Here is a 21,078-nt window from a genome sequence, read left to right on the forward strand (position 1 = left end):
CATCATAAATTCACAAAAGTGAATTTGTCTGGGCAAAAAAGACCCCGCACCGGTATTCCGGTGCGGGGCCCGGGTGTTAGTTGCGGACCGAGGGTCCTTCGACCGACAGGCCGTTGCCGCGGCTGGCGACATAGAGTTCCAGCGCCACGAATTCCGGGCTGCCGGGGCTGAACGTCTCGGCGCGGGTATCGCGCACGCAGCCCTTGAAGCGGGCATGGGCCGTGTTCAGCTTGGCATTTTTCAGGCGGTAGGTCGGGAAACCGTTGATCTGCCCCTGGCTCAGGTGGTCGGCGCGGATCATGTTGCCATAATTGTCCTCATGGCAATTCGCACAGCTCAGTTCCAGCTGACCGTAACGGGTGTAGTAGATTTCCTTGCCCATCTCCCAGGTTGCCTGAACCGGGCCGTCAATCGCCACATTCACCGGCATGCCGCGCGACTGCACCGAGATCAGCGCCGTCATCGCCGCCATGTCGCCACCGTCATATTTCCACGCCTTGGCGCCCATGCGGTTCTCGCGGCAGTCGTTGACCTGCGCTTCCAGAGTGCGCACCTCTCCGGCGGCCTCGTTCCACTTGGGATAGACAGCCCGCACGCCCGCCATGCTTTCGGCGGCATCGCCGTGGCACGAGGCACAGGATTTGCCCTCGGTTCCATCGGCGGTGTCCCACGCCTCTTGCGCCTGGTCGACAAAGACCATGGCCGGGTTGTCGAAGTCATCCATCTGCAACGCCTGGGTCTCGTCCGAACGGAAACGCCAGCCCGAGTACAACTCGGACAGCGCGCCATCCAGATGGGCGGGCGCTTCGGTTTGGGTGACCATGTTGATCTCGCCGTTGACGACCAACTCATCGCCGTCCGGGCCGGCCACCGCCGCCAGAGGCGCGGCCAGCAACGCGGCAATCGCGGTCATTGCCCTGACTTTCATCCATATTCCTCCCTTGGGTGATTGGCCGCGCCCGGTTCGCGCACCGGGCGGCGGCATCTTTTGCCTAGGACCGCGGATCAGGCGATCGTGATCGACTTGTTGTCGTTGTAGACAGAGCCGTCATCGTCATACCAGGTGAAGGCGAACTCGCCCGCTTCGGGCACAGTTGCTTCGAACTGGAAATAGGGGTTGGTGGAAATCGCCGGCTCCATGGTGATGTCGATCACCGACTGGCCGTTGAATTCGCAGGTGAAGCGGTTGATGATCGAACGCGGAATGACATTGCCTTCCTTGTCCTTGCGCTGACCGCTTTCCATCGCGTGGCTGATGAGCGTCTTGATCGTGATCGCCTCGCCGGCTGCTGCCGATTTCGGGACCTTCACGCGGGGTTTAACACCAGATGCCATGTGTCTTGTCTCCTGATTATCGGACGCGCGGGCTTAGCCGCCACAGCCGCCGATGGTCACTTTTACGGTCGAGCTGGCCTTGACGAAGGAGCCGTCGGCCATCTTGGCGATGGCGACAACGTCCTGAGTCCCGGCCAGACGAATGCGGGTCGAGGCCGACTGCGCAGCAGCCAGCGGGCCGAAGTTGAACTGCGCCACGCCCGGGGTCGGGTTGCCCATGGCCAGAACCAGGATCGCCGTCGCGCCGGGGGCGCTGACCTCGATCGGAACGGTATTGCCGTTCTCGGCAATCTCGGGCGCGGTCAGGGTCAGCCCGCCCTCGCCCATGTCTGCACCGCCGGTAAACTCGGCGATCCGGTCCTCGGCGGCGGCGTTCACGCGGAACGGCAGCACCGTCAGGGCCGCTGCGCCCAGGGCCAGGCCCAGGGTGTCACGACGTGAGAAATCCATCGTTGCTCTCCTTTGTTTGTCGCCGCGCGGTTCCGGCACGGCTTATTCGTCCTTGAGGGTCGCGAGGAATGCGACCACATCTTCGATCTCTTGCGCCGACAAGAGCGGCGTCAGCGGGCCATCGGGCGCCTTTCCGGTATAGGCGTTGCCGGGGCGGACATAGCCGTCGACCCGGTAGAAGGACGGCATCATCGACCCTTCGAACGTCAGCTTGGCATTGGCGACCAGCCCGCGCAGCTCGGCCTCGGTCCAGCGGCTGCCCGCGCCGTCCAGCGACGGCCCGATCTCGCCATGGAAGGGGACATCCGCCAATGCGCTGACCTGATGGCAGGCGACACAGTTGCCGTGCTTTTTCGAGCCCACGACCATGGCACCGTTGGCCGCATCGCCGGGCGTTCCGGTCAGCGATGCCTCGACGGCGCCGTCGGCATAGACCACATCGCCTGGTGCGGTTTCACCCGCCCAGGCTGCGCCACCGATCAGCGCGGCGGCCAGCGTCAGAATAGTTGTCTTCATGTGTCCTCCCATTGGCTCCCACGTGTCTGCGCACGTGGCGAAACTCGCTCGGTATACCGTAGGCCACGAACCACCCCGAACGCAACATCAAATTCGCAAATGTGAATTGGAATTTTGTTGCGCCCGACGCTCAGTCCGTGGAACCATTGCTGCGCTCCTGAATGCGCCGGGCGTGATACCGTTGAAAATCCTCATCGTTATCAAGCGCATACCGCTTTTCAGCAACCCAGGTGAACATGTCCAGCGTGGTGCCCGCGCCAAAGGCGCCGGGCATCACCGCCACCGCCGCCTGCTGGGCCGACTGGTCCTCGGCCACCTCTTCGGGCAGGAACAGAATCGTCGGCGTGAACAGGATGCCCCATTTGCGGGCCATGTCCTTTTCCGACAGCGCCTCGCCATCGAAATCGGTGACCTCGATATCGCCGTGCAGATTCAATTGTACCACGAAATAGTTCTCTTCGATATAGCTGCTCACCTCGGGCCGGGGAAACACCTCCTTGTGCATCTTGGCGCAGTAGACGCAGCCGCGCTGCTCAAAGAACAGCACCAGGCGTTTGCCCTCTGCGTTGGCCTCGCCCAGGTCCTCGCGCAGGTCCTTGAACGTGTCGCGCATCCAGGCGGTCTTGTGCAGCCCGTCATCGCCCAGCTCCGCAGCCTGCGCGCCGCCCGTCAGGGCCAGCAGGCCCAGTATCGCCAGAAATCTTCTCATCTCCTCACCTCATAATCAGCCCGCCCCTCAGCCCAGTGCCGAAAAGCTGGGAACCCAACGGATCATCGCGTCGGCGATCCAGTTCACACCGCCGGTGACAATCAGGATAGCAAATACGATCAGCATTGCCCCCATCCCCTTCTCAACCCAGGCAAAGGCGGCGCGATGGCGCTGGACCCACCCCAGAAAGGGACGCGCGAAAAAGGCGGCTACCACAAAAGGCGCGGTCATGCCGACGCCATAGACCAGCAGCAAGAGGCCACCACGCCAGATCTCGCCCATGCCGCTGGCGATCATCAGGATCGCCGCCAGCGCCGGGCCCACACAGGGTGTCCAGCCAAAGCCGAAAGCCAGACCCATCAGATAGGCCCCAAGCAGGGTCGAGGCGGGCATGGAACTGTCCATCCGGGCCTCACGATAGAGCAGCGGCACCCGGATCACGCCCAGGAAATGCAGGCCGAACACCACCAGTATCGCCGCCGCCGCCCAGGACAGCGTGTCCAGATAGGTGCCAAACAGCCGCCCCAGCGCGGTCGCCCCCATGCCCAGCATCATGAAGACCGAGGTGACCCCGGCGGCAAAGGCGATGGACGACACGATCAGCCGTCGCTGCGCCCCCGGCGCGATCCGCCCGTCGCCGCGCAGTTCGGCCATGCTGAGCCCGCCCATATAGGACAGGTAGAACGGCACCATCGGCAGCACGCAGGGGGTAAAGAAGCTGAGCAGCCCGGCAAACAGCGCACCAAGATAGGAAATTTCGAACATCTGTCGGCCTTGTGATGCACGGCGCTTGCGCGCGGCTTGATCTATTCACACATTCAAATTATGTTTTGTGTCAGTGAAAGGTCAACGGTGCATTCATGGGCATGACGAGAAACTTTCTGGCCGCGGGTCTGGCGGCGGTCCTTGCCTTGCCGGCGCTGGCGGCGGAACTGGTCATGGTCGAGCAACATGGCTGCGAATGGTGCGCCCGATGGAACGAGGAAATCGCGCCGATCTACCCCAAGACCGCCGAGGGCGCCTTTGCCCCGTTGCGCCGGGTCGATCTGCGGGCGATCCCCGCCGATCTGGAAACCGCGCGCCGGGTGGTGTTCACCCCGACCTTTCTGATCGTCGAGGACGGGCGCGAGCTGGCACGGCTCGAAGGCTATCCGGGCGAGGATTTCTTCTGGCCGCTGCTGGAAAAGCTGTTGCTCGATCACACGGGCTTTGTGCCCAAACCTCCCGGCAGCAGTTGAGCAGGCGGGACACGAGAACAAACATATTCGCGTGTGATGGTGGATTACGCGCGGCAAATCGGTTAAGGGGCGCCCGGCGCGCCAGATAGAGGGTTGACGCTTGAGTTATTGCCCGGGACCGACCCGGGGACGAGGACAAGAGACATGGCACTTCCGAAGTTTTCGACCGATATGGCCGATGATGAACTCGACAAGATGGTCGACAATGCCACCACCGCGTCGAATTTCCTCAAGGCGATCAGTCACGAAGGGCGGCTGATGATCCTGTGCCATCTGGTATCGGGCGAGAAATCGGTAACCGAGTTGGAAGAGTTGCTTGCCGCCCGTCAGGCGGCGGTGTCGCAACAACTGTCCCGTCTGCGGCTCGAAGGTCTGGTAATTCCGCGCCGCGAGGGCAAGGCGATCTATTACCGCTTGGCAGATGAGCGGCCAAGGCGGATACTGGAAGTGGTCTACGACCTGTTCTGCAACAACGACTGAGCCGCCCACCCGGTTCCGGTCGCCAAGAAGCGGAACCGGCCACCGGAGCGTGGGGAGGAAAACATGCTTGTTTGGCTGAGCGACAGCCAGGCCGTCGCGTTGATCGGCCTCTTGGGCGGTATTGCCTTGGGGCTGGCTGCACGCCTGGGCCGGTTCTGTACCCTGGGCGCGATCGAAGACCTGCTCTATGGCGGCTCCGACCTCCGGATGCGGATGTGGGTGCTGGCCATCGGCGCCGCCATGGCGGGCAGTTTCGGCCTGATGGGGCTGGGCTGGCTCGATCCCGAGCAGAGCTATTACCTGTCGATCCGCTGGATGCCGCTGGCCTCGATCCTGGGAGGTCTGATGTTCGGCTATGGCATGGCGCTGGCGGGCAATTGCGGCTACGGCTCGATCGCGCGGCTGGGCGGTGGCGATCTGCGCGCCTTTGTCATCGTTCTGGTGATGGGGGTCTTTACCTATGTCACCCTGGCCGGACCTCTGGCGCCGCTGCGCAACCTGCTGTTTCCCCAGATAGAGGTCGCCGGCGACCTGCCGCCGGGGCTGGCCCATCACGCCCATGTGCTGACTGGCCTGCCGGTACATGTGATCGGCATCGCCATCGGTCTGCTCCTTTGCCTTGCTGCACTTAGCTCACGGGACATGCGACGCGAGCCGAAATCCATCTTCTGGTCGCTGGTGGTCGCTGGCGCGGTCGTCAGCGGCTGGGCTGGAAGCTTCTGGGTCTATCAGAACGGCTTCGATGGTCTACAGGTCGCCTCCCACAGCTTCTCGGCGCCAGTGGGCGAGACCATCCTCTATGCGATGACCGGTTCGGTGCGCCCGCTGTCCTTTGCGGTGGGTTCGGTCGCCGGGGTTTGGGCAGGCGCCTTTATCGGCTCGCTGATCAAGGGCCATTTCCGCTGGGAGGCCTGCGAGGACCCGCGCGAACTGCGCCGCCAGATCGTAGGAGCGGCGATCATGGGCACCGGCGCAGTCATTGCCATGGGCTGCACCGTGGGTCAGGGGCTGACAGCCTTCAGCCTGCTGGCAATCAGCGCCCCGGTTACATTTCTGGCAATCTTTGCCGGCGCCGCGCTGGGGCTACGCCAGTTGATCGAAGGGTTCAGCGCCGCCGAATAGCATCTTGTCGTTCAGCGCGCCGCGCAGGCGGCAAAGCTTGCCGCCATGTCGCGCAGCACCTGCGGATAAAGCTCCGGCCCCGGCTCAAGCCCAGCGCCCAGTGGATCGAGCACGAAAATCGCCGCGCCCGTGCCCTCGACCGCCGTTTCGATCAGGGCGGTGTTGTATTGCGGTTCGGAAAAGGCGCAGGTCACCCCCTCTTCCACCACCTCTTCGCGCAGATGCGCCAGCCGGGCCGGGCTGGGGCTGCTGGCATCGCCCAGCGACACGGTGCCGGCCAGCGTCAGGCCAAAGGGGCGCTCGAAATACTGGTAGGCATCGTGAAACGCGATAAAGGGTTTACCTTGCATCGGTTGCAACTCTGCCGCGATCTGGACTGTCAGCTCGGCCAGCCGGGCTTGCGCCTCGGCCGCGTTGGCGCGGTACCGGTCCGCGTGATCGGGATCGAGCCCGGCCAGTTCCTCCGCCAGCAGCGACAGCCAGACGCTGGCATTGCCCGGATCGAGCCAGGCATGCGGGTCGGTGCCACTGTGATCATGATCGCCGTCATGGTCGTCATGCGCGGCCTGCGCGTGATCGTCATGCCCCTTGTCGCCCTGCGTTTCGTGATCTGCATGTTCCTTGTGATCGTCATGATCGTCATGATCTTCGTGGTCATCATGCGCCAGATCGCGATATCCCAACCGCGCCGTCGCGGGTTGTTCGAGCAGTGCGATATGGCGGGCATCGCCCGACAGCGACGACAGCGGCTTCTCCAGCCACGGGGTCAGCTCCTCGCCCATCCAGACCACCAGATCGGCCTGCTGCACTGCCCGCGCTTCGGACGGGCGCAGGGCATAACCATGCGGCGAGGCACCGGGGCGCACAATCAGGTCCGGTTCGCCAACCCCGGCCATGAGCTGGGCCACCAGCGAATGAACGGGCGCTATATCGACCGCAACCTGCGGCACCTCGGCCAGCAGCGGCGTGGCACAGGTCATCATCAACGCGGATAGGGATAGACGGTTCATGGACACCTCGACATGTTATAGTGTAACAACTTGCGCGACTTGATATCGGGGATGTTATAACATATCAAGCCTGAAATTCGCCGGGAGGCCCGAATGACCGCCAAAGGTTTCGAACGTCACGACCACAGCCAGTGCATCGCCACCGCGCTGCATCAGGCCGAAAGCCATTGCGCCGCGCACAAGCTGCAATTCACCCCGGTGCGGCGCCGGGTGCTGGAAATCCTGCTGGACCGTCACCGGGCCATGGGCGCTTATGAAATCCTAGACATTCTCGCCGCCGACGGGCTGGGCTCGCAACCGCCCGTGGCCTATCGGGCGCTGGATTTCCTGGTGCAGAACGGGTTCGCCCACCGGATCGAGCGGCTGAACGCCTATACCGCCTGCGCCCATCCCGAGGAGGACCACGTGCCCGCCTTTCTGATCTGCCGCAACTGCAAGGCGGTGGCCGAGGCGGGAACCGAGCTGGAACAGGGCCGTCTGGGCAAGGCCGCCGCCGAGGCCGGGTTCACCATCGAACGGATCGTGGTCGAGGCCGAGGGACTCTGTCCCGGCTGCGCGGGTCAGGCCGCATGAACACTCCGGTCATTGCCGCCGAGGGGCTGAGCATCCGGGTCGACGGCCGCACCGTGCTCGCCGATATCACCGTCGCTGTCGCGGCCGGAGAGATCGTCACCATCGTCGGCCCCAACGGCTCGGGCAAATCCACCTTTCTCAGGGCGCTGATCGGCGCCCTGCCCCCGGCCTCGGGCCGGGTGATCCGCGCGCCGGGTCTGCGCATCGGCTATGTGCCGCAGAAACTGGCGATCGACGCGACGCTGCCGATCACCGTCAGCCGCTTCCTGAGCCTGCCGCGCCGGGTGCCGCAGGATGTCGCCGCCGAGGCGCTGGCCCGCGCCGGTGTGCCCGACCTGGCCAACCGGCAGATGACCGACCTGTCGGGCGGCCAGTTCCAGCGCGTGCTGCTGGCGCGCGCGGTGCTGGAACGCCCGCAACTCCTGCTGCTGGACGAGGCGACGCAGGGGCTGGACCAGCCCGGATCGGCCGCATTTTATCAACAGATCGAAGAGGTCCGCCAGGACCTCGGCTGCGCGGTGGTGATGGTCAGCCACGATCTGCACGTCGTCATGGCCGCCTCGGACCGGGTGCTGTGCATGAACGGTCATATCTGCTGCGAGGGCACGCCCGAGGTGGTGGCCGACGCGCCGGAATACCGGGCACTGTTCGGCACCGGCACGCGGGGGGCGCTGGCGCTCTACCGCCACCAGCACAGCCACAGCCACGACGACGATTGCGGCCATGACCATGGCGCAGAGCATATGCATCAGCACGGAGACCGGTGATGCTGGACGATTTCATGATCCGCGCAGCGCTCGCGGGCGCAGGCGTCGCGCTGGCCTCGGGGCCGCTGGGCTGTTTCGTGGTCTGGCGGCGGATGGCCTATTTCGGCGAGGCGACGGCGCATGCGGCGGTGCTGGGCGTGGCGCTGGCGCTGGCGCTGTCGGCACCGATCCTGCCGGCGGTGGTGCTGGCGGCGGTGCTGATGGCCTCGGCGGTGACGCTGATGCGCGGGCGCGGCTATGCGATGGACACGGCGCTGGGGGTGATGGCGCATACGGCGCTGGCGGCGGGGCTGGTGGCGGTGTCGCTGCTGGCGGATGTGCGGCTGGACCTGATGGCCTTTCTGTTCGGCGATATCCTGGCGGTGTCGCGCAGCGATCTGGCGGTGATCTGGGGCGGCGGCGCGCTGGTGCTGGGGCTGACGCTGTGGCGCTGGTCCGACCTGCTGATCGCGACGCTGAACCCCGATCTGGCCCATGCCGCCGGGGTCGATCCGCGCCGGGCCGAGACCTGGCTGACGCTGGCGCTGGCGGTGGTGGTCGCGGTGGCGATCAAGGTGGTGGGCGTGCTGCTGATCGCCGCGCTGCTGGTCATCCCCGCCGCCGCCGCCCGGCCCCTGTCAGGCACGCCCGAGGGGATGGCACTGGGGGCAGCGGGCATCGGCGGGCTTTCGGCGCTGGCCGGCCTTTACGGCGCCTACCTGTTCGACACACCCGCAGGCCCCAGCATCGTCTGCGTCGCCGCGCTGAGCTTTATCGTGACCACATTGGCGCGAGGCCTGGTGCGGGGGCGGTGAGGGTCGAACGGTCCGTGTTTTAGGCGCCCCCCCTGCGCGCAAGTTCCAAATGACCCGCGCCGAGGAACGGCGGATCCTGAAGGCGGGCGGGGTCGTGGGGGTGGAGGGCGGCGAGGTTGCGGGGGAGGTAAGGAAGGGGTGGTTTTGGTGAGGGGGTGGATCATAGGTTACTGGGTAACAACTTCTAGAGACTTCTAATCACATCTCAAACCTAAACGACATGGAGGCTGAACCGACACAAAGGACCAAGCATCCGCAACAAGAACTCATCAAGCGCTTGCCTCATAGTAGCATTCTGTTAACTTGCTACAACTTAAGTTGGTAGCAGTAATGACCATCCCAGATTTTGATATCGGCGGAACCCTCCCCGCATTTATTGGATCAGATCCAACTAAACCAGCGCTCAGATCGCCGTATAGGTCAACGATACAGAACTTTGTGGAGCGCTTTGTCACTTCTCCACAGAGAGCACGTTTGGTTCTTGGCCTGAACCGTTACCGAGAACATTTGTTCCGAGGCGGCTTTGTGGTCGGCTCACAGTGGATAGACGGCAGCTTTGTTGAAGATATCGAAAAAGTAAGAGGGCGCCCACCCAACGACATTGACCTTGTCACACTTTTCCGGAGACCGATAAGGTACGCCAATGATGGGCTTAGGTGGAACACCGACTATGAAAACGAGCTTCACTTCAAGTTTTTTGACCCAAGGAGCAACAAGGCGAACTACAGTTGTGACAGCTACAGTCTTGATCTAGATGCAGACGCTAGCTACCTTGTGCACTGGTCATCATACTGGTTAGGGCTTTTCTCGGAGCAAAGAGGAAGTGCTCGCCGAAAAGGCATCGTGGAGATTCCGTTGCCCTTAGATGCGATGGAATTCCAAAACATTGAAGCGATGGTGAGGGGGAGATTTGATGTCTGACATTTCGAATCTGGAACACCTTCGTTCTGAACAAGTTAAGGTTCAGGCGCTTCTTTTCGAGGCAAAAGAGCTTGGAGATGTTGTTGCTAGATTAAATTTCCAATCTCGTCTAGATGCTATTAGGGAAGAACTAGAGCTAATTGAGAGAACCGATGCCAATGTTGCAGAGGTGGCGCTATTGTTTGACGGCAAACCTGTGCGCGGTCAAAAATCTATTGACGCCAGGTTCGCCATTAAAGCCCTATCTTTTTTCCAAGACATTGTAGCCAAACTTTATGCAGCGAACTCAAAAAATGGCCTAAAGGGAACGCGAGGACAAGTAGCCAAGAGCACGCAATCCGCATTGCGCATCACAGATTTAGCATTCGGCTCTTTTGGGTTTGTATTGCAAGAGGATGATACCGAGCAATCCAGCGTAATCCCAACTTCCGCGCGGGAAGCCTTGAACACTGCCATCGAGGCGATCAACGAATTGACGCAGAGAGATGATGATCGGTTTCTTTTGGAGATAGATGAGATAAACCCTCGCCTTTTTTCAAGTTTAACCGATTTTTTCACTCATCTGCACAACAACGAAGCGTCACTCAAAACAAACCTGCCGAGCCGCTCGGACTACCACTCCTCTGCCGACATTGAACGTGCCTTCAATCGGTTAACCAACACGAAATATGAATTTTTTACTGAGGAGTGGGTCGGTAAACTAATCGGGCTTTCTCCAAGCAATCGCACCTTCGATTTTCACAAGGAAGGTGAATCTCGGATTGTATCCGGAAAGTTTGACAGGCAAATAAGTCAAGATTACCTGGAAAGAATCGAAAGTGACGGCTTGTTGCTTGGCGCTCGCTTTAGAGCGGATATCGAGATCGCAGAAATTAGAAAGCCCAACGGCTCGGTTAGTATCACTTACACCGCTCTTGGCTTTGAAGAGATTAACTAAATAAAATAGAAAAAATCTGAAAAGTCATTTTCTTTATTGTGAAAACCAAAATGGACAGCCTCAGCTGTCCACAGTCATTCAGTTCTCGACCGTGTGGGCACGCAGTTGGCTGCGCCAACCGCTTTCGGCCCACCGTCACTCAAGATGGACAGCCTCAGCTGTCCATCTTCAACGCTGAAATAAACGCCTCCTGCGGGATATCCACCTTGCCGAACTGGCGCATCTTCTTCTTGCCCGCCTTCTGCTTTTCCAGCAGCTTCTTTTTCCGCGTCGCGTCGCCGCCATAGCATTTGGCGGTCACGTCCTTGCGCAGCGCCGAGAGGGTCTCGCGCGCGATGACCTTGCCGCCGATGGCCGCCTGGATCGGAATCTTGAACATGTGGCGGGGGATCAGGTCCTTCAACTTCTCGCACATGGCCCGCCCGCGCGCCTCGGCCCGGTCGCGATGCACCATGGTCGACAGCGCGTCCACCGGCTCGTCATTCACAAGGATCGACATTTTCACCAGGCTGTCCTCGCGATAGCCGGTCAGCTGGTAGTCAAAGCTGGCATAGCCCTTGGTCACCGATTTCAGCCGGTCGTAGAAGTCGAACACAACCTCGTTCAGCGGCAGGTCATAGACCACCATGGCGCGCGAGCCGGCATAGCTCAGATCCTGTTGGATGCCGCGCCGGTCCTGGCAGAGTTTCAGCACATCGCCCAGGTATTCGTCGGGCACCAGGATGGTGGCCTTGATGCGCGGCTCCTCGATATGGTCGACCTTGCTGAGGTCGGGCATGTCGGCGGGGTTGTGCAGCTCGCGCATCTCGCCGTCTTTCATGAAGACGTGATAGACCACGCTGGGGGCGGTGGTGATCAGCTCGATATCGTATTCGCGTTCCAGCCGGTCGCGGATGACCTCGAGATGCAAAAGGCCAAGGAAGCCGCAGCGGAAGCCAAAGCCGAGCGCGGCCGAGGTTTCCATTTCGTAAGAGAAGGAGGCATCGTTCAGCGCCAGTTTCTCGATCGCGTCGCGCAGGTCCTCGAACTCGGCGCTGTCGACCGGGAAGAGGCCGCAGAACACCACCGGCTGGGCGGGTTTGAAGCCCGGCAGCGCGGTTTCGGTGCCGTTGCGGTCATTGGTGATGGTGTCGCCGACGCGGGTGTCGCGCACCTGCTTGATGGATGCGGTGAGAAAGCCGATCTCGCCCGGGCCGAGGCTGTCGATCATCTGCATGGCGGGGCGGAACACACCGATGCGGTCCACATGGTGCAGGGTGCCGTTCGACATGAACTTGACCCGCATGCCCTTTTTCAGCACGCCGTCCATGATGCGGACCAGCACGATGACGCCCAGATAGCTGTCATACCAGCTGTCCACCAGCATCGCCTTCAATGGCGCGTCGCGGGTGCCCTTGGGCGCGGGCAGGTGATGCACGATGGCCTCGAGCGTTTCGTGGATGCCGACGCCGGTCTTGGCACTGACCCGGATTGCGCCGGATGCGTCGATGCCGATCACATCCTCGATCTGCTCGGCCACCCGGTCGCATTCGCTGGCGGGCAGGTCGATCTTGTTGAGGATCGGCACGATCTCGTGGTCGGCGTCGATGGCCTGATAGACATTGGCCAGCGTCTGCGCCTCGACCCCTTGCGTACTGTCGACGACCAGCAAGGACCCTTCGACCGCGCGCATCGAGCGGCTGACCTCATAGGCAAAGTCGACATGGCCGGGCGTGTCGATCAGGTTCAGCACATAGGTCTCGCCATTGTCGGCGGTATAGTCGATGCGGACGGTGTTGGCCTTGATGGTGATGCCCCGCTCGCGCTCGATATCCATAGCGTCGAGCAGCTGCTCCTTCATGTCACGATCCTGCACCGTCCCGGTCTCTTGGATGAGCCGGTCGGCAAGGGTGGATTTGCCATGGTCGATATGGGCGACGATGGAGAAATTGCGGATGTGGGCGAGGTCAGTCATGGATTGGGCATATGATGAGGAATCTTGGTTTGGTCAAGGTGGATCGAACGACTACAACCGCCGCATTTTGGCAGGAACGTCCAAGGGCAATCGCACCGCGACACCCAACGGCCACGGTAACGACCGGAATGAACCACTAAAGCAACTCCCAAATTCGATGGGCTCTGAGAATTAACAGGGCTTGGATATTGGCGCAGGAACTCTCTGGGCGCGAGTCAACGCCTGTTTGAAGGCAGCGCGTGCATCTCGCCGATCACATTCCCGCCACCTTCACATTCCATTTACCGCAGCCGATTGATCCCGAGCGACTCTTTTGCCATAGTGTCGCCCGACAGGCGGGGCGGCAGACCCCGTGGCAGAGCAAGAGGCCAGGACGTGAAACGGATTTTGACGGGGGCGCTGGGTGCTGCCCTTTTGGTAACCATGATGCCGGTGCAGGCCATCGCCGCGCCGGGTGTGATCAATCAGGCCTGCCGGCAGAGCGGCCGCGACGCCGCCACCATCGAGCGCTGTGGCTGTATCCAGGAAGCGGCCAACAAGGCGCTGAACCGCAGCGAGCGGCGCAAGGTCGCCAAATGGTTCAGCGACCCGCATCAGGCACAGGTGGTGCGGATGTCGGACAAGAGCAGCGACGAGGCGCTGTGGAAGCGCTACAAGGCCTTTGGCGAGCTGGCGCAGGCGATCTGCCAGTAACACCCATAGATGGCGGTGGCGGGTCGTAGCCCGCCCCCTAAGCCCATTTAGCCCGCGTTCACCTGCCTGAGCGCGGGGCGCAGCTTGTCCAGCCGGATATCGGCGGTGCGGGCATGCCCCTCCATCCCTTCGGCGCGCGAGATGGTGGCGGTGGCGCGGGCCAGATCGGGCAGCGCCTGCGGCTCCACCTGTTGCCAGGTCACGGTTTTCAGGAACTTGTGCACGCTGAGCCCGCCGGTATAGCGCGCCGCACCCGAAGTGGGCAGCACATGGTTGGGGCCGCTGGCCTTGTCGCCAAAGGCCACGGTGGTGAGTTCCCCCAGGAACAGCGAGCCATAGGCCATGAGCCTTCCGCGCCACCAGTCCAGATCGGCGGCCTGCACATGCAGGTGTTCGGGCGCATAGCGGTCGGCGGTGACCGCCACCTCCTCGCGATCCTCACACAGAATCACCTCGCCCAAGGCATCCCAGGCCGCCTGCGCGCTGGAGCGGTTGGGTTCGGGCAGATCGGCGATGCAGGCGGGGATATGGGCCAGAACCGCCTCGGCCAGCACCCGGTCGTCGGTGACCAGCCAGACCGGCGAGTTGTAGCCATGTTCAGCCTGTCCGACCAGGTCCCAGGCGACGGTGAGCGGATCGGCGGTGGCGTCGGCGATCACCAGGCTGTCGGTGGGGCCAGCGAACATGTCGATGCCCACGGGGCCGAACAGCTGGCGCTTGGCCTCGGCTACGAACTGGTTGCCCGGACCCACCAGGATATCGGCGGGCGGCGCGCCAAACAGGCCAAAGGCCAGCGCCGCCACCCCCTGCACCCCACCCAGCGCCAGGATGCGGTCGGCCCCCGCCAGCGACATGGCATAGAGGATCGCGGGGTGCACCCCGCGCCCCGCCTGCGGCGGCGAGACGGCGGTAATCTGCGGCACTCCGGCGGCGCGCGCGGTGGTGATCGTCATCAGCGCCGAGGCGATATGGGCATAGCGCCCACCCGGCACATAGGCCCCAGCGGCGGATAGCGGGATCTGTTTCTGCCCGGCGATCAGGCCCGGGCGCAGCTCCGTCTGGAAATCCAGCGCCGAGGCGCGCTGTGCCTCGGCAAAGCGGCGGATATTGTCATGGGCATAGCGGATCTGGGCCTTGAGGTCCTCGGGCACCTGTTCGCTGGCGCGCGCGACCTGATCGGGGCTCACCACGATCTCGCCGGTCCAGCCATCGAGCCGCGCGGCATAGTCGCGTGCGGCGGCCTCGCCCTCGGACCGAAGCCGCGCCAGCATCACCTGCACCACGTCCGCCGCATCGCCCTGTGGTGCGGGCGGCAGACCGGGGGCGGATTTCAAAACCGTGATCGTCATGGCGTGTTCCTGTTTTCCTCACTTGACCTTAGGTCAGGATAGTTTAAGAAAATGCAAAACTGATCGGAGCGATCGAAATGCTGATGAAAGGCGTGACCCTGCGCGGTCTGGAAGTGTTCGAGGCGCTGTCGCGCACCGGATCGGTGGCCCAGGCTTCGGCGCAGACGGGGTTGAGCCAACCCGCCGTCAGCCAGCAACTGCGCAACCTGGAGCAGGCGCTTGGCACCGATCTGGTCGACCATGGGCGCCGCCCGATGGTGCTGACACCCGCCGGACGCGCGTTCTTGCCCCGCGCGGAAACGGTACTGAGCGAGCTGCGTCTGGCGCAGAGCGAGCTGACGGTGATGGACCTGACCCATCTGAGCACGCTCAGCATGGGACTGATCGACGATTTCGACAACGACCTGACACCGCGGCTGGCGACCCTGCTGGCCGATAGTCTGACCAAGTGCCGGTTCAAGTTGATCACCGCACCCAGCCACGAGATAAGCGAAGCGATGAAGGCGCGACGGCTGCATATCGCGGTGGCCGCGACCTCGGGCGAGGTACATGACGGAATCGTCGAATACCCGCTGGTGCGCGATCCCTTCATCCTGGTGGCGCCGCGTGGCGTGGTGCCCAAGGGTGGCGACATGCTTGCATCCCTGCAGGGGTTGCCACTGCTGCGCTATGCGCGGGAACAGCTGATCGGACGCCAGATCGAGGCGCATCTGGCTCGTCAGAAACTCGACTTTGAAGAGCGTTTCGAGATCGGCTCGCACCTGGCGCTGATGGCGATGGTGGCGCGGCGGTTGGGCTGGGCGGTGACGACGCCGCTGGGCTTTATGCGGGCAGAGCGATTTCATGACGATGTCGAGGCCTTTGCCCTGCCCTTTGCCGCCTTCTCGCGCCGTATCTCGTTGTTTGCGGGCGCCGATTGGGCCGACCGCGTGCCGCGCGACGTGGCCGAGACCATGCGGCGGCTGGTGCAGAGCCAGATCATCGACCCCGCGGTGGCGCGGCTTCCGTGGCTGGGCGGCGAATTGCGCGTGATCGAAAGCTGAGCGCACCACCGTCCCGCTTGCGGGCGCTCTTGCAGAATGAGGGCGTGTCGGGACATCGGGCGCACCGGTTCGAAGAAGCAGGACGACGGGATCAAGCCCTGTCTTGCCCCCACCGGGCAAGAGGGCGCCGTCGAGTTTGCGCAAGATAAGCGGGCAGTTTCCGGTTTTCTAAAAGTGTGCTGGGACTTGCATCGTGAAGAGCCCCGGACGATCGAACCGCGAAACGCCCTCCGTAACAGGTGGCAGTTCCCAGGTCCGTCGCTCAGCTTCCGCCGCAACGGCTTCTCAACCCGGCAGCAGCGCCCCCGCAACCAGCCGTTTGCGCAATCCGTGCGCCGCCATCTCGATCAGATCCAGCGCCCCGTCGAAGTCGCGGGTATAATAGGGGTCGGGAACATGGGTGGCGCCACTCTCGGGCGCATAGTCGGTGAACAGCCGTACCGGCGTTGCGCTGCCCGGCGGGCGTTGCGCCTCGATATCGGCCAGGTTCTGGGCATCCATAGCGAGGATCAGATCAAACAGATCGAAATCACCCGCCACGAACTGTCGCGCCCGCAGATCCGACAGGTCGATCCCCCGTGCCGCAGCTGCCGCCCGCATCGGGCCATAGGGCGGTTCACTTACATGCCAGCCACCGGTTCCGGCACTGTCGGTCCCGGCTTCGGGCATCAGGGCGCGGAACACACCCTCGGCTGCGGGCGAGCGGCAGATATTGCCTAGACAGACAAAGAGGATACGGTGGGTCATGCGGGGCTCCTGTTTCCCCAGAACCTATAGGCGAGCGGAGTGATATGAGAAAGATCGTCATTCTGACAGGTGCCGGGATCTCGGCGGAAAGCGGGCTGGGAACCTTTCGCGACGCAGGCGGCATCTGGACGAAATATCCGTTGGAGGATGTGGCAACGCCCGAGGGCTTTGCCCGCGATCCGGTGCTGGTCCACGAATTCTACAATGCACGTCGGGTTCAGGCGGCTGCCGCCCAGCCCAATGCCGCCCATCATGCACTGGCCCGGCTGCAACGCGACTGGCCCGGCGAAGTGGTAATCGTCACCCAGAACGTGGACGGGCTGCACGAGGCCGGTGGCGCCAGCAATGTGATCCACATGCATGGCACGCTGGCAGGCGCGCTTTGCGCCGGGTGCGGCCACCGCTGGGTGGCACCCGAGACGATGGACACCACCACCCCCTGCCCCGCCTGCACCCGCCCATCGGCCCGGCCCGATGTGGTGTGGTTCGGCGAGATGCCCTATTACATGGATACGATCTTTGACCACCTCGCCAGCGCTGACCTGTTTGCCGCCATCGGCACTTCGGGGCAGGTCTATCCGGCGGCAGGCTTCGTGCAGGAAGCCACGGCCAGTGGCGCCCGGACGATCGAGTTGAACCTCGAACCTTCGGCTGTCGCCTCGAACTTCGATGAGACGCGGTTCGGCCCGGCCAGTCGGGTCGTGCCCGACTGGGTGTCGGACATGCTGGGCCTGCGGGGATGAGCGATTTCCTGATCCTCTCCGATCGCAACCTCGGGGGGCTTGGCGTAACAACCGCCGAGGTTCAGATGGCGCTTGAGGACGCGATCCGGGCACAGCTTCGCGGGGCAGTGCATGTGGCACCGAAATTGGCGCTGCTGCCCGGCGACGGGCGCTATGTGATGACGACGCTTGCGACCGGCGACGCCCCCTCCCTGACCGTGGTGAAATCGGTGATGGTCAGCCCCGACAACCCGGTACGCGGCTTGCCCGGGACCGAGGGCGTTTTGCTGGTTCAGGACAGTGAAACCGGCCAGTTGCTGGCCCTGATGCAGGCGGGCTGGATCACCCGGATGCGCACCGCCGGCCTCAGCGCGCTGGTGGCGCGGCGGCTGGCTGATCCGGCGGCACGCGTGGTGGCCTTTGTCGGCGCCGGCGCCCAGGCGCGCGCGCACCTCGCTGCGTTCTGCGATCTGTTTCCGTTGCAAAGGGCGGTCGTTTTCGGGCGCGGGGCCGAGAATATCGCCCGGCTGGGCGCGGCCGCCCGCGCGCGGGGGCTGGAGGTCGAGATCGCAGACACCCCGCACCACGCCATCGCCGACGCCGATCTCGTGGTTTCCTCGGTCACCCTTGATCACCAGATGATACCGTTCCTGGATGCCCGCTGGCTGAAGCCCGGCGCCTTTGCCAGCCTGACCGATACGGGCCTGCCCTGGCGGCCCGATGGGATGACCGCGCTCGACCCGCTCTATATCGACGATCTGGCGCAAGAGGCCGCCAATCCAAGGCCGATGATCGACCCCGCGCAGGTTCGCGGCGATCTGGCGGCTTTGCTCGGAGAAGACGGACACAAGACAAGCGTCAACCGGCACGATTCGACCCGCCGCGCCGGTTTCCTGTTTCGAGGTCCGGCAATCGCCGATTTCGCCATCGCCGCCCTCGCGCTGCAACGCGCGCAGGCGACGGGCGCTGGCCGCGCAACTGTTTGGCCAGACGCAACCAGGCCGGGTCAAAGCCCGGCCTGACGCTTGGATGAGGGCTGCCGCGCAGCCTGAAGACAGGCGTAGCTCCCTGGCCCTAGTTCGATTTCTTCTTCATGTGGCCATGACCGCCATCCTGACGCTCCAGGTCGACGGGAATCTCCACTTCGATCTCTCCCGCCTTCTCAAACACCAGCGTCACCGGCACCAAGGCTCCCTGCTCAAACGGCGCCTTGATCCCCATGAACATCACATGATCGCCTCCGCGCGCAAGCGCATGCATGCCACCGGCAGGGATATCGAAGCCCTCGGGAACGTGCATCATCTGCGCGACGCCCTGATCGTTGATCTTGTGGGTATGCAGTTCGACCTTGGCGGCCACGTCCGAACGGGCCTCAACCAGGCGATCATCTTCGGCGCCGGTATTGCGGATCATCATGAAGGCAGCGCCAGCCTTGGCATTGGCACCCGACGCGCGCGCATAAGCGTCGTCGACCACGATGGTCTCACCGGCCCAGGCGGCAGTTGCAAGGGTAAGGGTCGCGGCCGCAGCCAGCACCTTGTATTTCAACGACATGGTCTCTCTCCTTTGTCATGTCTTGATCTGTCTGAGTGAGCGTTCTCAGATCAAGGCGGGCGGAGCTCGCGCCGGAACAGCAGAGAGAATACGGGCAATCAGGCTGGGTTGTGTCCGGTCCGGCACAGGCAGGGCTTGTTGCGGTGGGACGGGCGCGGCAGCGGCATCGGGCAACAGCGCCCCCAGCAGCATCAGCGCGAAGTCCGGACAGTAATGCGGCGGGGCAGTCGGCTGCCCTTTGGCATCCATGTAGAGAATGACGGGCCCGGTGCCGGTACAGATCTCCATCTGAGCCACGGCGGCGCTCATCCCGCGCGAATTGGCCAGCCCCTGACCGGTCAGCCCGACAAGCAGCGAGAGCGCAAGCGCAATGGATATCCGCACCGGGGCTGTCATTCTGTTAACCGATATCTGCTCCAGACTCCCGTTCCGCAAGGGCAAATAACCCCCTGCGACAGCAGGACGCCGGTCTGTCAGGAGACCGATTTCCAAAGGAAATCGGGCCGGAAAACGTACCGTTTTCCGGTTTCGTCCCAAAAAGAGAAACCCCGTACGCGAAGCGCACGGGGTTCCCGAAATCAGCGGATCGGAAGGATCAGGCTGCGGCTTGCGCCTTGGCAATCTCTTTCTTGACCTTCAGAGCATTGTCGGACAGGTCCTCGTCCTTGGCCTTGGCCAGAAACGCGTCCAGACCGCCCCGGTGATCGACCGAGCGCAGGGCCGACGCCGAAATACGCAGCTTGACACCACGGCCCAGGGTTTCGGACTGCAGGGTCACATCGTTCAGGTTGGGCAGAAAACGACGGCGGGTCTTGTTGTTTGCATGGCTGACATTGTTGCCAGTCATCGGGCCTTTTCCGGTCAGTTCGCAACGGCGCGACATGGTCTCTTCCTTCGTATCTGGTGACGGAGGGCGAACCATCCGTCAAATCACAAGGGGCGCAACCCGAAGTCGCGCCCGAAAACTGGTTGGATGCGTTTAGTGGGAATCGCGGCGAGGGTCAAGACGGCTGGACGGGATTCTTTGCGTTGTCTCGTGGTCCCTGGCGGGTCGGCATGGTTGAGTACGACAAGAGGAAAGCCTCATTCCTCGTTCAGAAAGCCCAGCATCTGCTCGGCGGCGCTGGCGGGCGTCAACTGCCCCTGAGCGGCGGCAGTGGAAAGCCGGTCCATCTCGGCCCGTGCACGTGGCGTTTCCAGCCGGGCAAGCAGAGCATGACGCACCTCCTGTCCGAACCAGTAGCGCGCCTGTTCGGCCCGGTTGGCTGTCCAATGCCCGTTTTCCCTCCGCCAGTCCGACAACGCGCGCATCTCGGCCCATGCGGCATCCAGCCCCGCCTCCTCGACCGCCGAGACGGTCAGCGCCTTGGGAAAGCCCGGCGGGTCCTGCACCCGTTTGCGCAACAGGCGGAGCGCCCCGGCGTAGTCGGCACAGGTCCGGGTCGCGGTCGATTTCAGCTCGCCATCCGCCTTGTTGACCAGGATCAGGTCAGCCATTTCCATGATGCCGCGTTTGACGCCCTGCAACTCGTCACCGCCAGCGGGCGCCAGCAGCAGCAGGAACAGGTCGGACAATTCGGCCACAACGGTTTCGGACTGCCCCACGCCGACCGTCTCGATCAGCACCACATCAAAGCCCGCCGCCTCGCACAGGCTGACCGCCTCGCGGGTGCGGCGCGCGACCCCGCCCAGATGGCTCTGGCTGGGCGAAGGGCGGATGAAGGCGGCCCGTTCCCGCGACAACCGCTCCATCCGCGTCTTGTCGCCCAGGATGGACCCGCCCGAGCGCGCCGAACTGGGATCGACCGCCAGCACCGCCACCCGCAGCCCCTGCCCGATCAGCATCATGCCAAAGCTCTCGATGAAGGTCGATTTGCCAACGCCCGGCGTGCCCGACAGGCCGATCCTGAGCGCCTGGCGCCCGGCACCGGCAAGATGGTCCAGCAGCGATGCGGCCTGGGCGCGGTGATCGTCCCGCCGGCTCTCGACCAGCGTGATCGCGCGCGCCAGCGCACGGCGGTCACCGGCTAAAATCCTGTCGCCAAGCTGTGTGATATCCATGCCGTCCTCGCAAATTTGGCCTAGATGACGGAGCGCGTCCCGGTTTGTCCAGAGCCGACCCACCGGATGCGCCGGATTGTCCCTGTATCGCCCCCCCGAAGAC

The 21,078-nt window shown here is 63.3% G+C and carries 26 protein-coding genes; 12 read left to right on the forward strand and 14 right to left on the reverse strand.

Going from position 1 to position 21,078, the window contains the following annotated elements:
• Positions 1-76: 76 nt before the first annotated feature.
• The 6 genes from soxA to MB818_RS09145 form a co-directional block, all read right to left on the reverse strand.
• Positions 77-928: a sulfur oxidation c-type cytochrome SoxA gene (gene soxA / locus MB818_RS09120; protein ID WP_234177465.1), complete on the reverse strand. Its 852-nt coding sequence runs from the start codon at positions 926-928 to the stop codon at positions 77-79.
• Positions 929-1,005: 77 nt separating this feature from the next.
• Positions 1,006-1,335 carry a thiosulfate oxidation carrier complex protein SoxZ gene (soxZ, locus tag MB818_RS09125; protein WP_234139418.1) on the reverse strand — a complete coding sequence of 110 codons (330 nt, stop codon included), beginning with the start codon at positions 1,333-1,335 and terminating at the stop codon, positions 1,006-1,008.
• A 33-nt stretch (positions 1,336-1,368) separates the two neighbouring features.
• The gene (soxY, locus tag MB818_RS09130) at positions 1,369-1,785 is read right to left on the reverse strand and encodes a thiosulfate oxidation carrier protein SoxY (protein WP_234139417.1); all 417 of its coding nucleotides are present in this window, start codon (positions 1,783-1,785) and stop codon (positions 1,369-1,371) included.
• A 42-nt stretch (positions 1,786-1,827) separates the two neighbouring features.
• A complete protein-coding gene (gene soxX / locus MB818_RS09135) occupies positions 1,828-2,301 on the reverse strand; it encodes a sulfur oxidation c-type cytochrome SoxX (RefSeq protein ID WP_234237544.1) in 474 nt (157 codons plus the stop codon).
• 130 nt (positions 2,302-2,431) lie between these two features.
• Positions 2,432-3,010, reverse strand: a complete 579-nt coding sequence (locus tag MB818_RS09140) for a thioredoxin family protein (protein ID WP_234139415.1) — start codon at positions 3,008-3,010, stop codon at positions 2,432-2,434.
• Between the two features lie 27 nt (positions 3,011-3,037).
• Positions 3,038-3,775, reverse strand: coding sequence for a cytochrome c biogenesis CcdA family protein (locus MB818_RS09145; protein WP_234139414.1), 738 nt, complete (start codon positions 3,773-3,775; stop codon positions 3,038-3,040).
• 95 nt (positions 3,776-3,870) lie between these two features.
• Between MB818_RS09145 and MB818_RS09150 the strand changes: the two genes are divergently transcribed.
• From MB818_RS09150 to MB818_RS09160, 3 genes are all read left to right on the forward strand, one after another.
• Positions 3,871-4,248: a thioredoxin fold domain-containing protein gene (locus tag MB818_RS09150; protein ID WP_234216478.1), complete on the forward strand. Its 378-nt coding sequence runs from the start codon at positions 3,871-3,873 to the stop codon at positions 4,246-4,248.
• A 144-nt stretch (positions 4,249-4,392) separates the two neighbouring features.
• On the forward strand, positions 4,393-4,728 hold the full coding sequence (locus MB818_RS09155; protein WP_234139412.1) for an ArsR/SmtB family transcription factor: 336 nt from the start codon (positions 4,393-4,395) through the stop codon (positions 4,726-4,728).
• 63 nt (positions 4,729-4,791) lie between these two features.
• Entirely contained in the window at positions 4,792-5,850 is a 1,059-nt protein-coding gene (locus MB818_RS09160; protein WP_234182984.1) for a YeeE/YedE family protein, read from the forward strand.
• 11 nt (positions 5,851-5,861) lie between these two features.
• Here the strand turns inward: MB818_RS09160 and MB818_RS09165 are convergent, their stop codons facing one another.
• On the reverse strand, positions 5,862-6,860 hold the full coding sequence (locus MB818_RS09165; RefSeq protein WP_275671437.1) for a zinc ABC transporter substrate-binding protein: 999 nt from the start codon (positions 6,858-6,860) through the stop codon (positions 5,862-5,864).
• Positions 6,861-6,953: 93 nt separating this feature from the next.
• On the opposite strand from MB818_RS09165, the gene MB818_RS09170 reads away from it, so the two are divergent.
• From MB818_RS09170 to MB818_RS09190, 5 genes are all read left to right on the forward strand, one after another.
• On the forward strand, positions 6,954-7,433 hold the full coding sequence (locus tag MB818_RS09170) for a helix-turn-helix domain-containing protein (RefSeq protein WP_234139410.1): 480 nt from the start codon (positions 6,954-6,956) through the stop codon (positions 7,431-7,433).
• On the forward strand, positions 7,430-8,200 hold the full coding sequence (locus tag MB818_RS09175; RefSeq protein ID WP_234143221.1) for an ATP-binding cassette domain-containing protein: 771 nt from the start codon (positions 7,430-7,432) through the stop codon (positions 8,198-8,200). Before MB818_RS09170 ends, MB818_RS09175 begins: the two co-directional genes overlap by 4 nt.
• Positions 8,200-8,994 carry a metal ABC transporter permease gene (locus MB818_RS09180; protein ID WP_234139408.1) on the forward strand — a complete coding sequence of 265 codons (795 nt, stop codon included), beginning with the start codon at positions 8,200-8,202 and terminating at the stop codon, positions 8,992-8,994. The genes MB818_RS09175 and MB818_RS09180 overlap by 1 nt, the downstream gene beginning before the upstream one ends.
• A gap of 330 nt (positions 8,995-9,324) precedes the next feature.
• Positions 9,325-9,915: a DUF6932 family protein gene (locus MB818_RS09185; protein WP_238904872.1), complete on the forward strand. Its 591-nt coding sequence runs from the start codon at positions 9,325-9,327 to the stop codon at positions 9,913-9,915.
• Entirely contained in the window at positions 9,908-10,852 is a 945-nt protein-coding gene (locus MB818_RS09190) for a hypothetical protein (RefSeq protein ID WP_238904873.1), read from the forward strand. Before MB818_RS09185 ends, MB818_RS09190 begins: the two co-directional genes overlap by 8 nt.
• 154 nt (positions 10,853-11,006) lie before the next feature.
• Here MB818_RS09190 and lepA read toward each other — a convergent pair whose 3' ends face one another.
• Positions 11,007-12,806: a translation elongation factor 4 gene (lepA, locus tag MB818_RS09195; protein ID WP_234163236.1), complete on the reverse strand. Its 1,800-nt coding sequence runs from the start codon at positions 12,804-12,806 to the stop codon at positions 11,007-11,009.
• Between the two features lie 375 nt (positions 12,807-13,181).
• Here lepA and MB818_RS09200 point away from each other — a divergent pair, with 375 nt between their 5' ends.
• A complete protein-coding gene (locus tag MB818_RS09200) occupies positions 13,182-13,499 on the forward strand; it encodes a hypothetical protein (RefSeq protein WP_234139405.1) in 318 nt (105 codons plus the stop codon).
• Between the two features lie 47 nt (positions 13,500-13,546).
• On the opposite strand, the gene hisD is transcribed toward MB818_RS09200, so the two are convergent.
• Entirely contained in the window at positions 13,547-14,848 is a 1,302-nt protein-coding gene (gene hisD, locus MB818_RS09205) for a histidinol dehydrogenase (protein WP_238904874.1), read from the reverse strand.
• A 77-nt stretch (positions 14,849-14,925) separates the two neighbouring features.
• On the opposite strand from hisD, the gene MB818_RS09210 reads away from it, so the two are divergent.
• Complete coding sequence (locus tag MB818_RS09210) at positions 14,926-15,891, forward strand: LysR family transcriptional regulator (RefSeq protein ID WP_234139403.1); 966 nt, start codon at positions 14,926-14,928, stop codon at positions 15,889-15,891.
• 285 nt (positions 15,892-16,176) lie between these two features.
• On the opposite strand, the gene MB818_RS09215 is transcribed toward MB818_RS09210, so the two are convergent.
• Complete coding sequence (locus MB818_RS09215) at positions 16,177-16,638, reverse strand: low molecular weight protein-tyrosine-phosphatase (protein WP_238904875.1); 462 nt, start codon at positions 16,636-16,638, stop codon at positions 16,177-16,179.
• A gap of 44 nt (positions 16,639-16,682) precedes the next feature.
• Here MB818_RS09215 and MB818_RS09220 point away from each other — a divergent pair, with 44 nt between their 5' ends.
• Both MB818_RS09220 and MB818_RS09225 read left to right on the forward strand, forming a co-directional pair.
• A complete protein-coding gene (locus MB818_RS09220; protein WP_238904876.1) occupies positions 16,683-17,381 on the forward strand; it encodes an NAD-dependent deacylase in 699 nt (232 codons plus the stop codon).
• Positions 17,378-18,382 (forward strand): ornithine cyclodeaminase family protein, encoded by a 1,005-nt coding sequence (locus tag MB818_RS09225; RefSeq protein WP_238904878.1) that lies wholly within the window; start codon positions 17,378-17,380, stop codon positions 18,380-18,382. Before MB818_RS09220 ends, MB818_RS09225 begins: the two co-directional genes overlap by 4 nt.
• Positions 18,383-18,434: 52 nt before the next feature.
• Here MB818_RS09225 and MB818_RS09230 read toward each other — a convergent pair whose 3' ends face one another.
• The 4 genes from MB818_RS09230 to meaB all read right to left on the reverse strand — a co-directional run bounded on the left by MB818_RS09230 (position 18,435) and on the right by meaB (position 20,975).
• On the reverse strand, positions 18,435-18,914 hold the full coding sequence (locus MB818_RS09230) for a copper chaperone PCu(A)C (RefSeq protein WP_234139399.1): 480 nt from the start codon (positions 18,912-18,914) through the stop codon (positions 18,435-18,437).
• 45 nt (positions 18,915-18,959) lie between these two features.
• Positions 18,960-19,298, reverse strand: coding sequence for a hypothetical protein (locus MB818_RS09235; protein ID WP_234139398.1), 339 nt, complete (start codon positions 19,296-19,298; stop codon positions 18,960-18,962).
• A gap of 211 nt (positions 19,299-19,509) precedes the next feature.
• Complete coding sequence (rpmB, locus tag MB818_RS09240; RefSeq protein WP_234139397.1) at positions 19,510-19,797, reverse strand: 50S ribosomal protein L28; 288 nt, start codon at positions 19,795-19,797, stop codon at positions 19,510-19,512.
• Between the two features lie 200 nt (positions 19,798-19,997).
• Positions 19,998-20,975 (reverse strand): methylmalonyl Co-A mutase-associated GTPase MeaB, encoded by a 978-nt coding sequence (gene meaB / locus MB818_RS09245; RefSeq protein WP_238904880.1) that lies wholly within the window; start codon positions 20,973-20,975, stop codon positions 19,998-20,000.
• Between the last annotated feature and the right edge of the window lie 103 nt (positions 20,976-21,078).

This window comes from Ruegeria alba (assembly GCF_022321465.1).
In the GTDB taxonomy this organism is placed as follows: domain Bacteria; phylum Pseudomonadota; class Alphaproteobacteria; order Rhodobacterales; family Rhodobacteraceae; genus Ruegeria_B; species Ruegeria_B alba.

Coding starts and splice junctions, on each gene's coding strand:
- MB818_RS09165 (WP_275671437.1), bottom strand. CDS start 6,860: ATGAACCGTCTATCCCTATCCGCGTTGATGATGACCTGTGCCACGCCG.
- soxA (WP_234177465.1), bottom strand. CDS start 928: ATGAAAGTCAGGGCAATGACCGCGATTGCCGCGTTGCTGGCCGCGCCT.
- MB818_RS09145 (WP_234139414.1), bottom strand. CDS start 3,775: ATGTTCGAAATTTCCTATCTTGGTGCGCTGTTTGCCGGGCTGCTCAGC.
- soxZ (WP_234139418.1), bottom strand. CDS start 1,335: ATGGCATCTGGTGTTAAACCCCGCGTGAAGGTCCCGAAATCGGCAGCA.
- soxX (WP_234237544.1), bottom strand. CDS start 2,301: ATGAAGACAACTATTCTGACGCTGGCCGCCGCGCTGATCGGTGGCGCA.
- MB818_RS09185 (WP_238904872.1), top strand. CDS start 9,325: ATGACCATCCCAGATTTTGATATCGGCGGAACCCTCCCCGCATTTATT.
- MB818_RS09230 (WP_234139399.1), bottom strand. CDS start 18,914: ATGTCGTTGAAATACAAGGTGCTGGCTGCGGCCGCGACCCTTACCCTT.
- soxY (WP_234139417.1), bottom strand. CDS start 1,785: ATGGATTTCTCACGTCGTGACACCCTGGGCCTGGCCCTGGGCGCAGCG.
- MB818_RS09190 (WP_238904873.1), top strand. CDS start 9,908: ATGTCTGACATTTCGAATCTGGAACACCTTCGTTCTGAACAAGTTAAG.
- MB818_RS09175 (WP_234143221.1), top strand. CDS start 7,430: ATGAACACTCCGGTCATTGCCGCCGAGGGGCTGAGCATCCGGGTCGAC.
- MB818_RS09225 (WP_238904878.1), top strand. CDS start 17,378: ATGAGCGATTTCCTGATCCTCTCCGATCGCAACCTCGGGGGGCTTGGC.
- MB818_RS09215 (WP_238904875.1), bottom strand. CDS start 16,638: ATGACCCACCGTATCCTCTTTGTCTGTCTAGGCAATATCTGCCGCTCG.
- MB818_RS09210 (WP_234139403.1), top strand. CDS start 14,926: ATGCTGATGAAAGGCGTGACCCTGCGCGGTCTGGAAGTGTTCGAGGCG.
- rpmB (WP_234139397.1), bottom strand. CDS start 19,797: ATGTCGCGCCGTTGCGAACTGACCGGAAAAGGCCCGATGACTGGCAAC.
- MB818_RS09160 (WP_234182984.1), top strand. CDS start 4,792: ATGCTTGTTTGGCTGAGCGACAGCCAGGCCGTCGCGTTGATCGGCCTC.
- MB818_RS09180 (WP_234139408.1), top strand. CDS start 8,200: ATGCTGGACGATTTCATGATCCGCGCAGCGCTCGCGGGCGCAGGCGTC.
- MB818_RS09150 (WP_234216478.1), top strand. CDS start 3,871: ATGGGCATGACGAGAAACTTTCTGGCCGCGGGTCTGGCGGCGGTCCTT.
- MB818_RS09220 (WP_238904876.1), top strand. CDS start 16,683: ATGAGAAAGATCGTCATTCTGACAGGTGCCGGGATCTCGGCGGAAAGC.
- meaB (WP_238904880.1), bottom strand. CDS start 20,975: ATGGATATCACACAGCTTGGCGACAGGATTTTAGCCGGTGACCGCCGT.
- hisD (WP_238904874.1), bottom strand. CDS start 14,848: ATGACGATCACGGTTTTGAAATCCGCCCCCGGTCTGCCGCCCGCACCA.
- MB818_RS09155 (WP_234139412.1), top strand. CDS start 4,393: ATGGCACTTCCGAAGTTTTCGACCGATATGGCCGATGATGAACTCGAC.
- lepA (WP_234163236.1), bottom strand. CDS start 12,806: ATGACTGACCTCGCCCACATCCGCAATTTCTCCATCGTCGCCCATATC.
- MB818_RS09140 (WP_234139415.1), bottom strand. CDS start 3,010: ATGAGAAGATTTCTGGCGATACTGGGCCTGCTGGCCCTGACGGGCGGC.
- MB818_RS09170 (WP_234139410.1), top strand. CDS start 6,954: ATGACCGCCAAAGGTTTCGAACGTCACGACCACAGCCAGTGCATCGCC.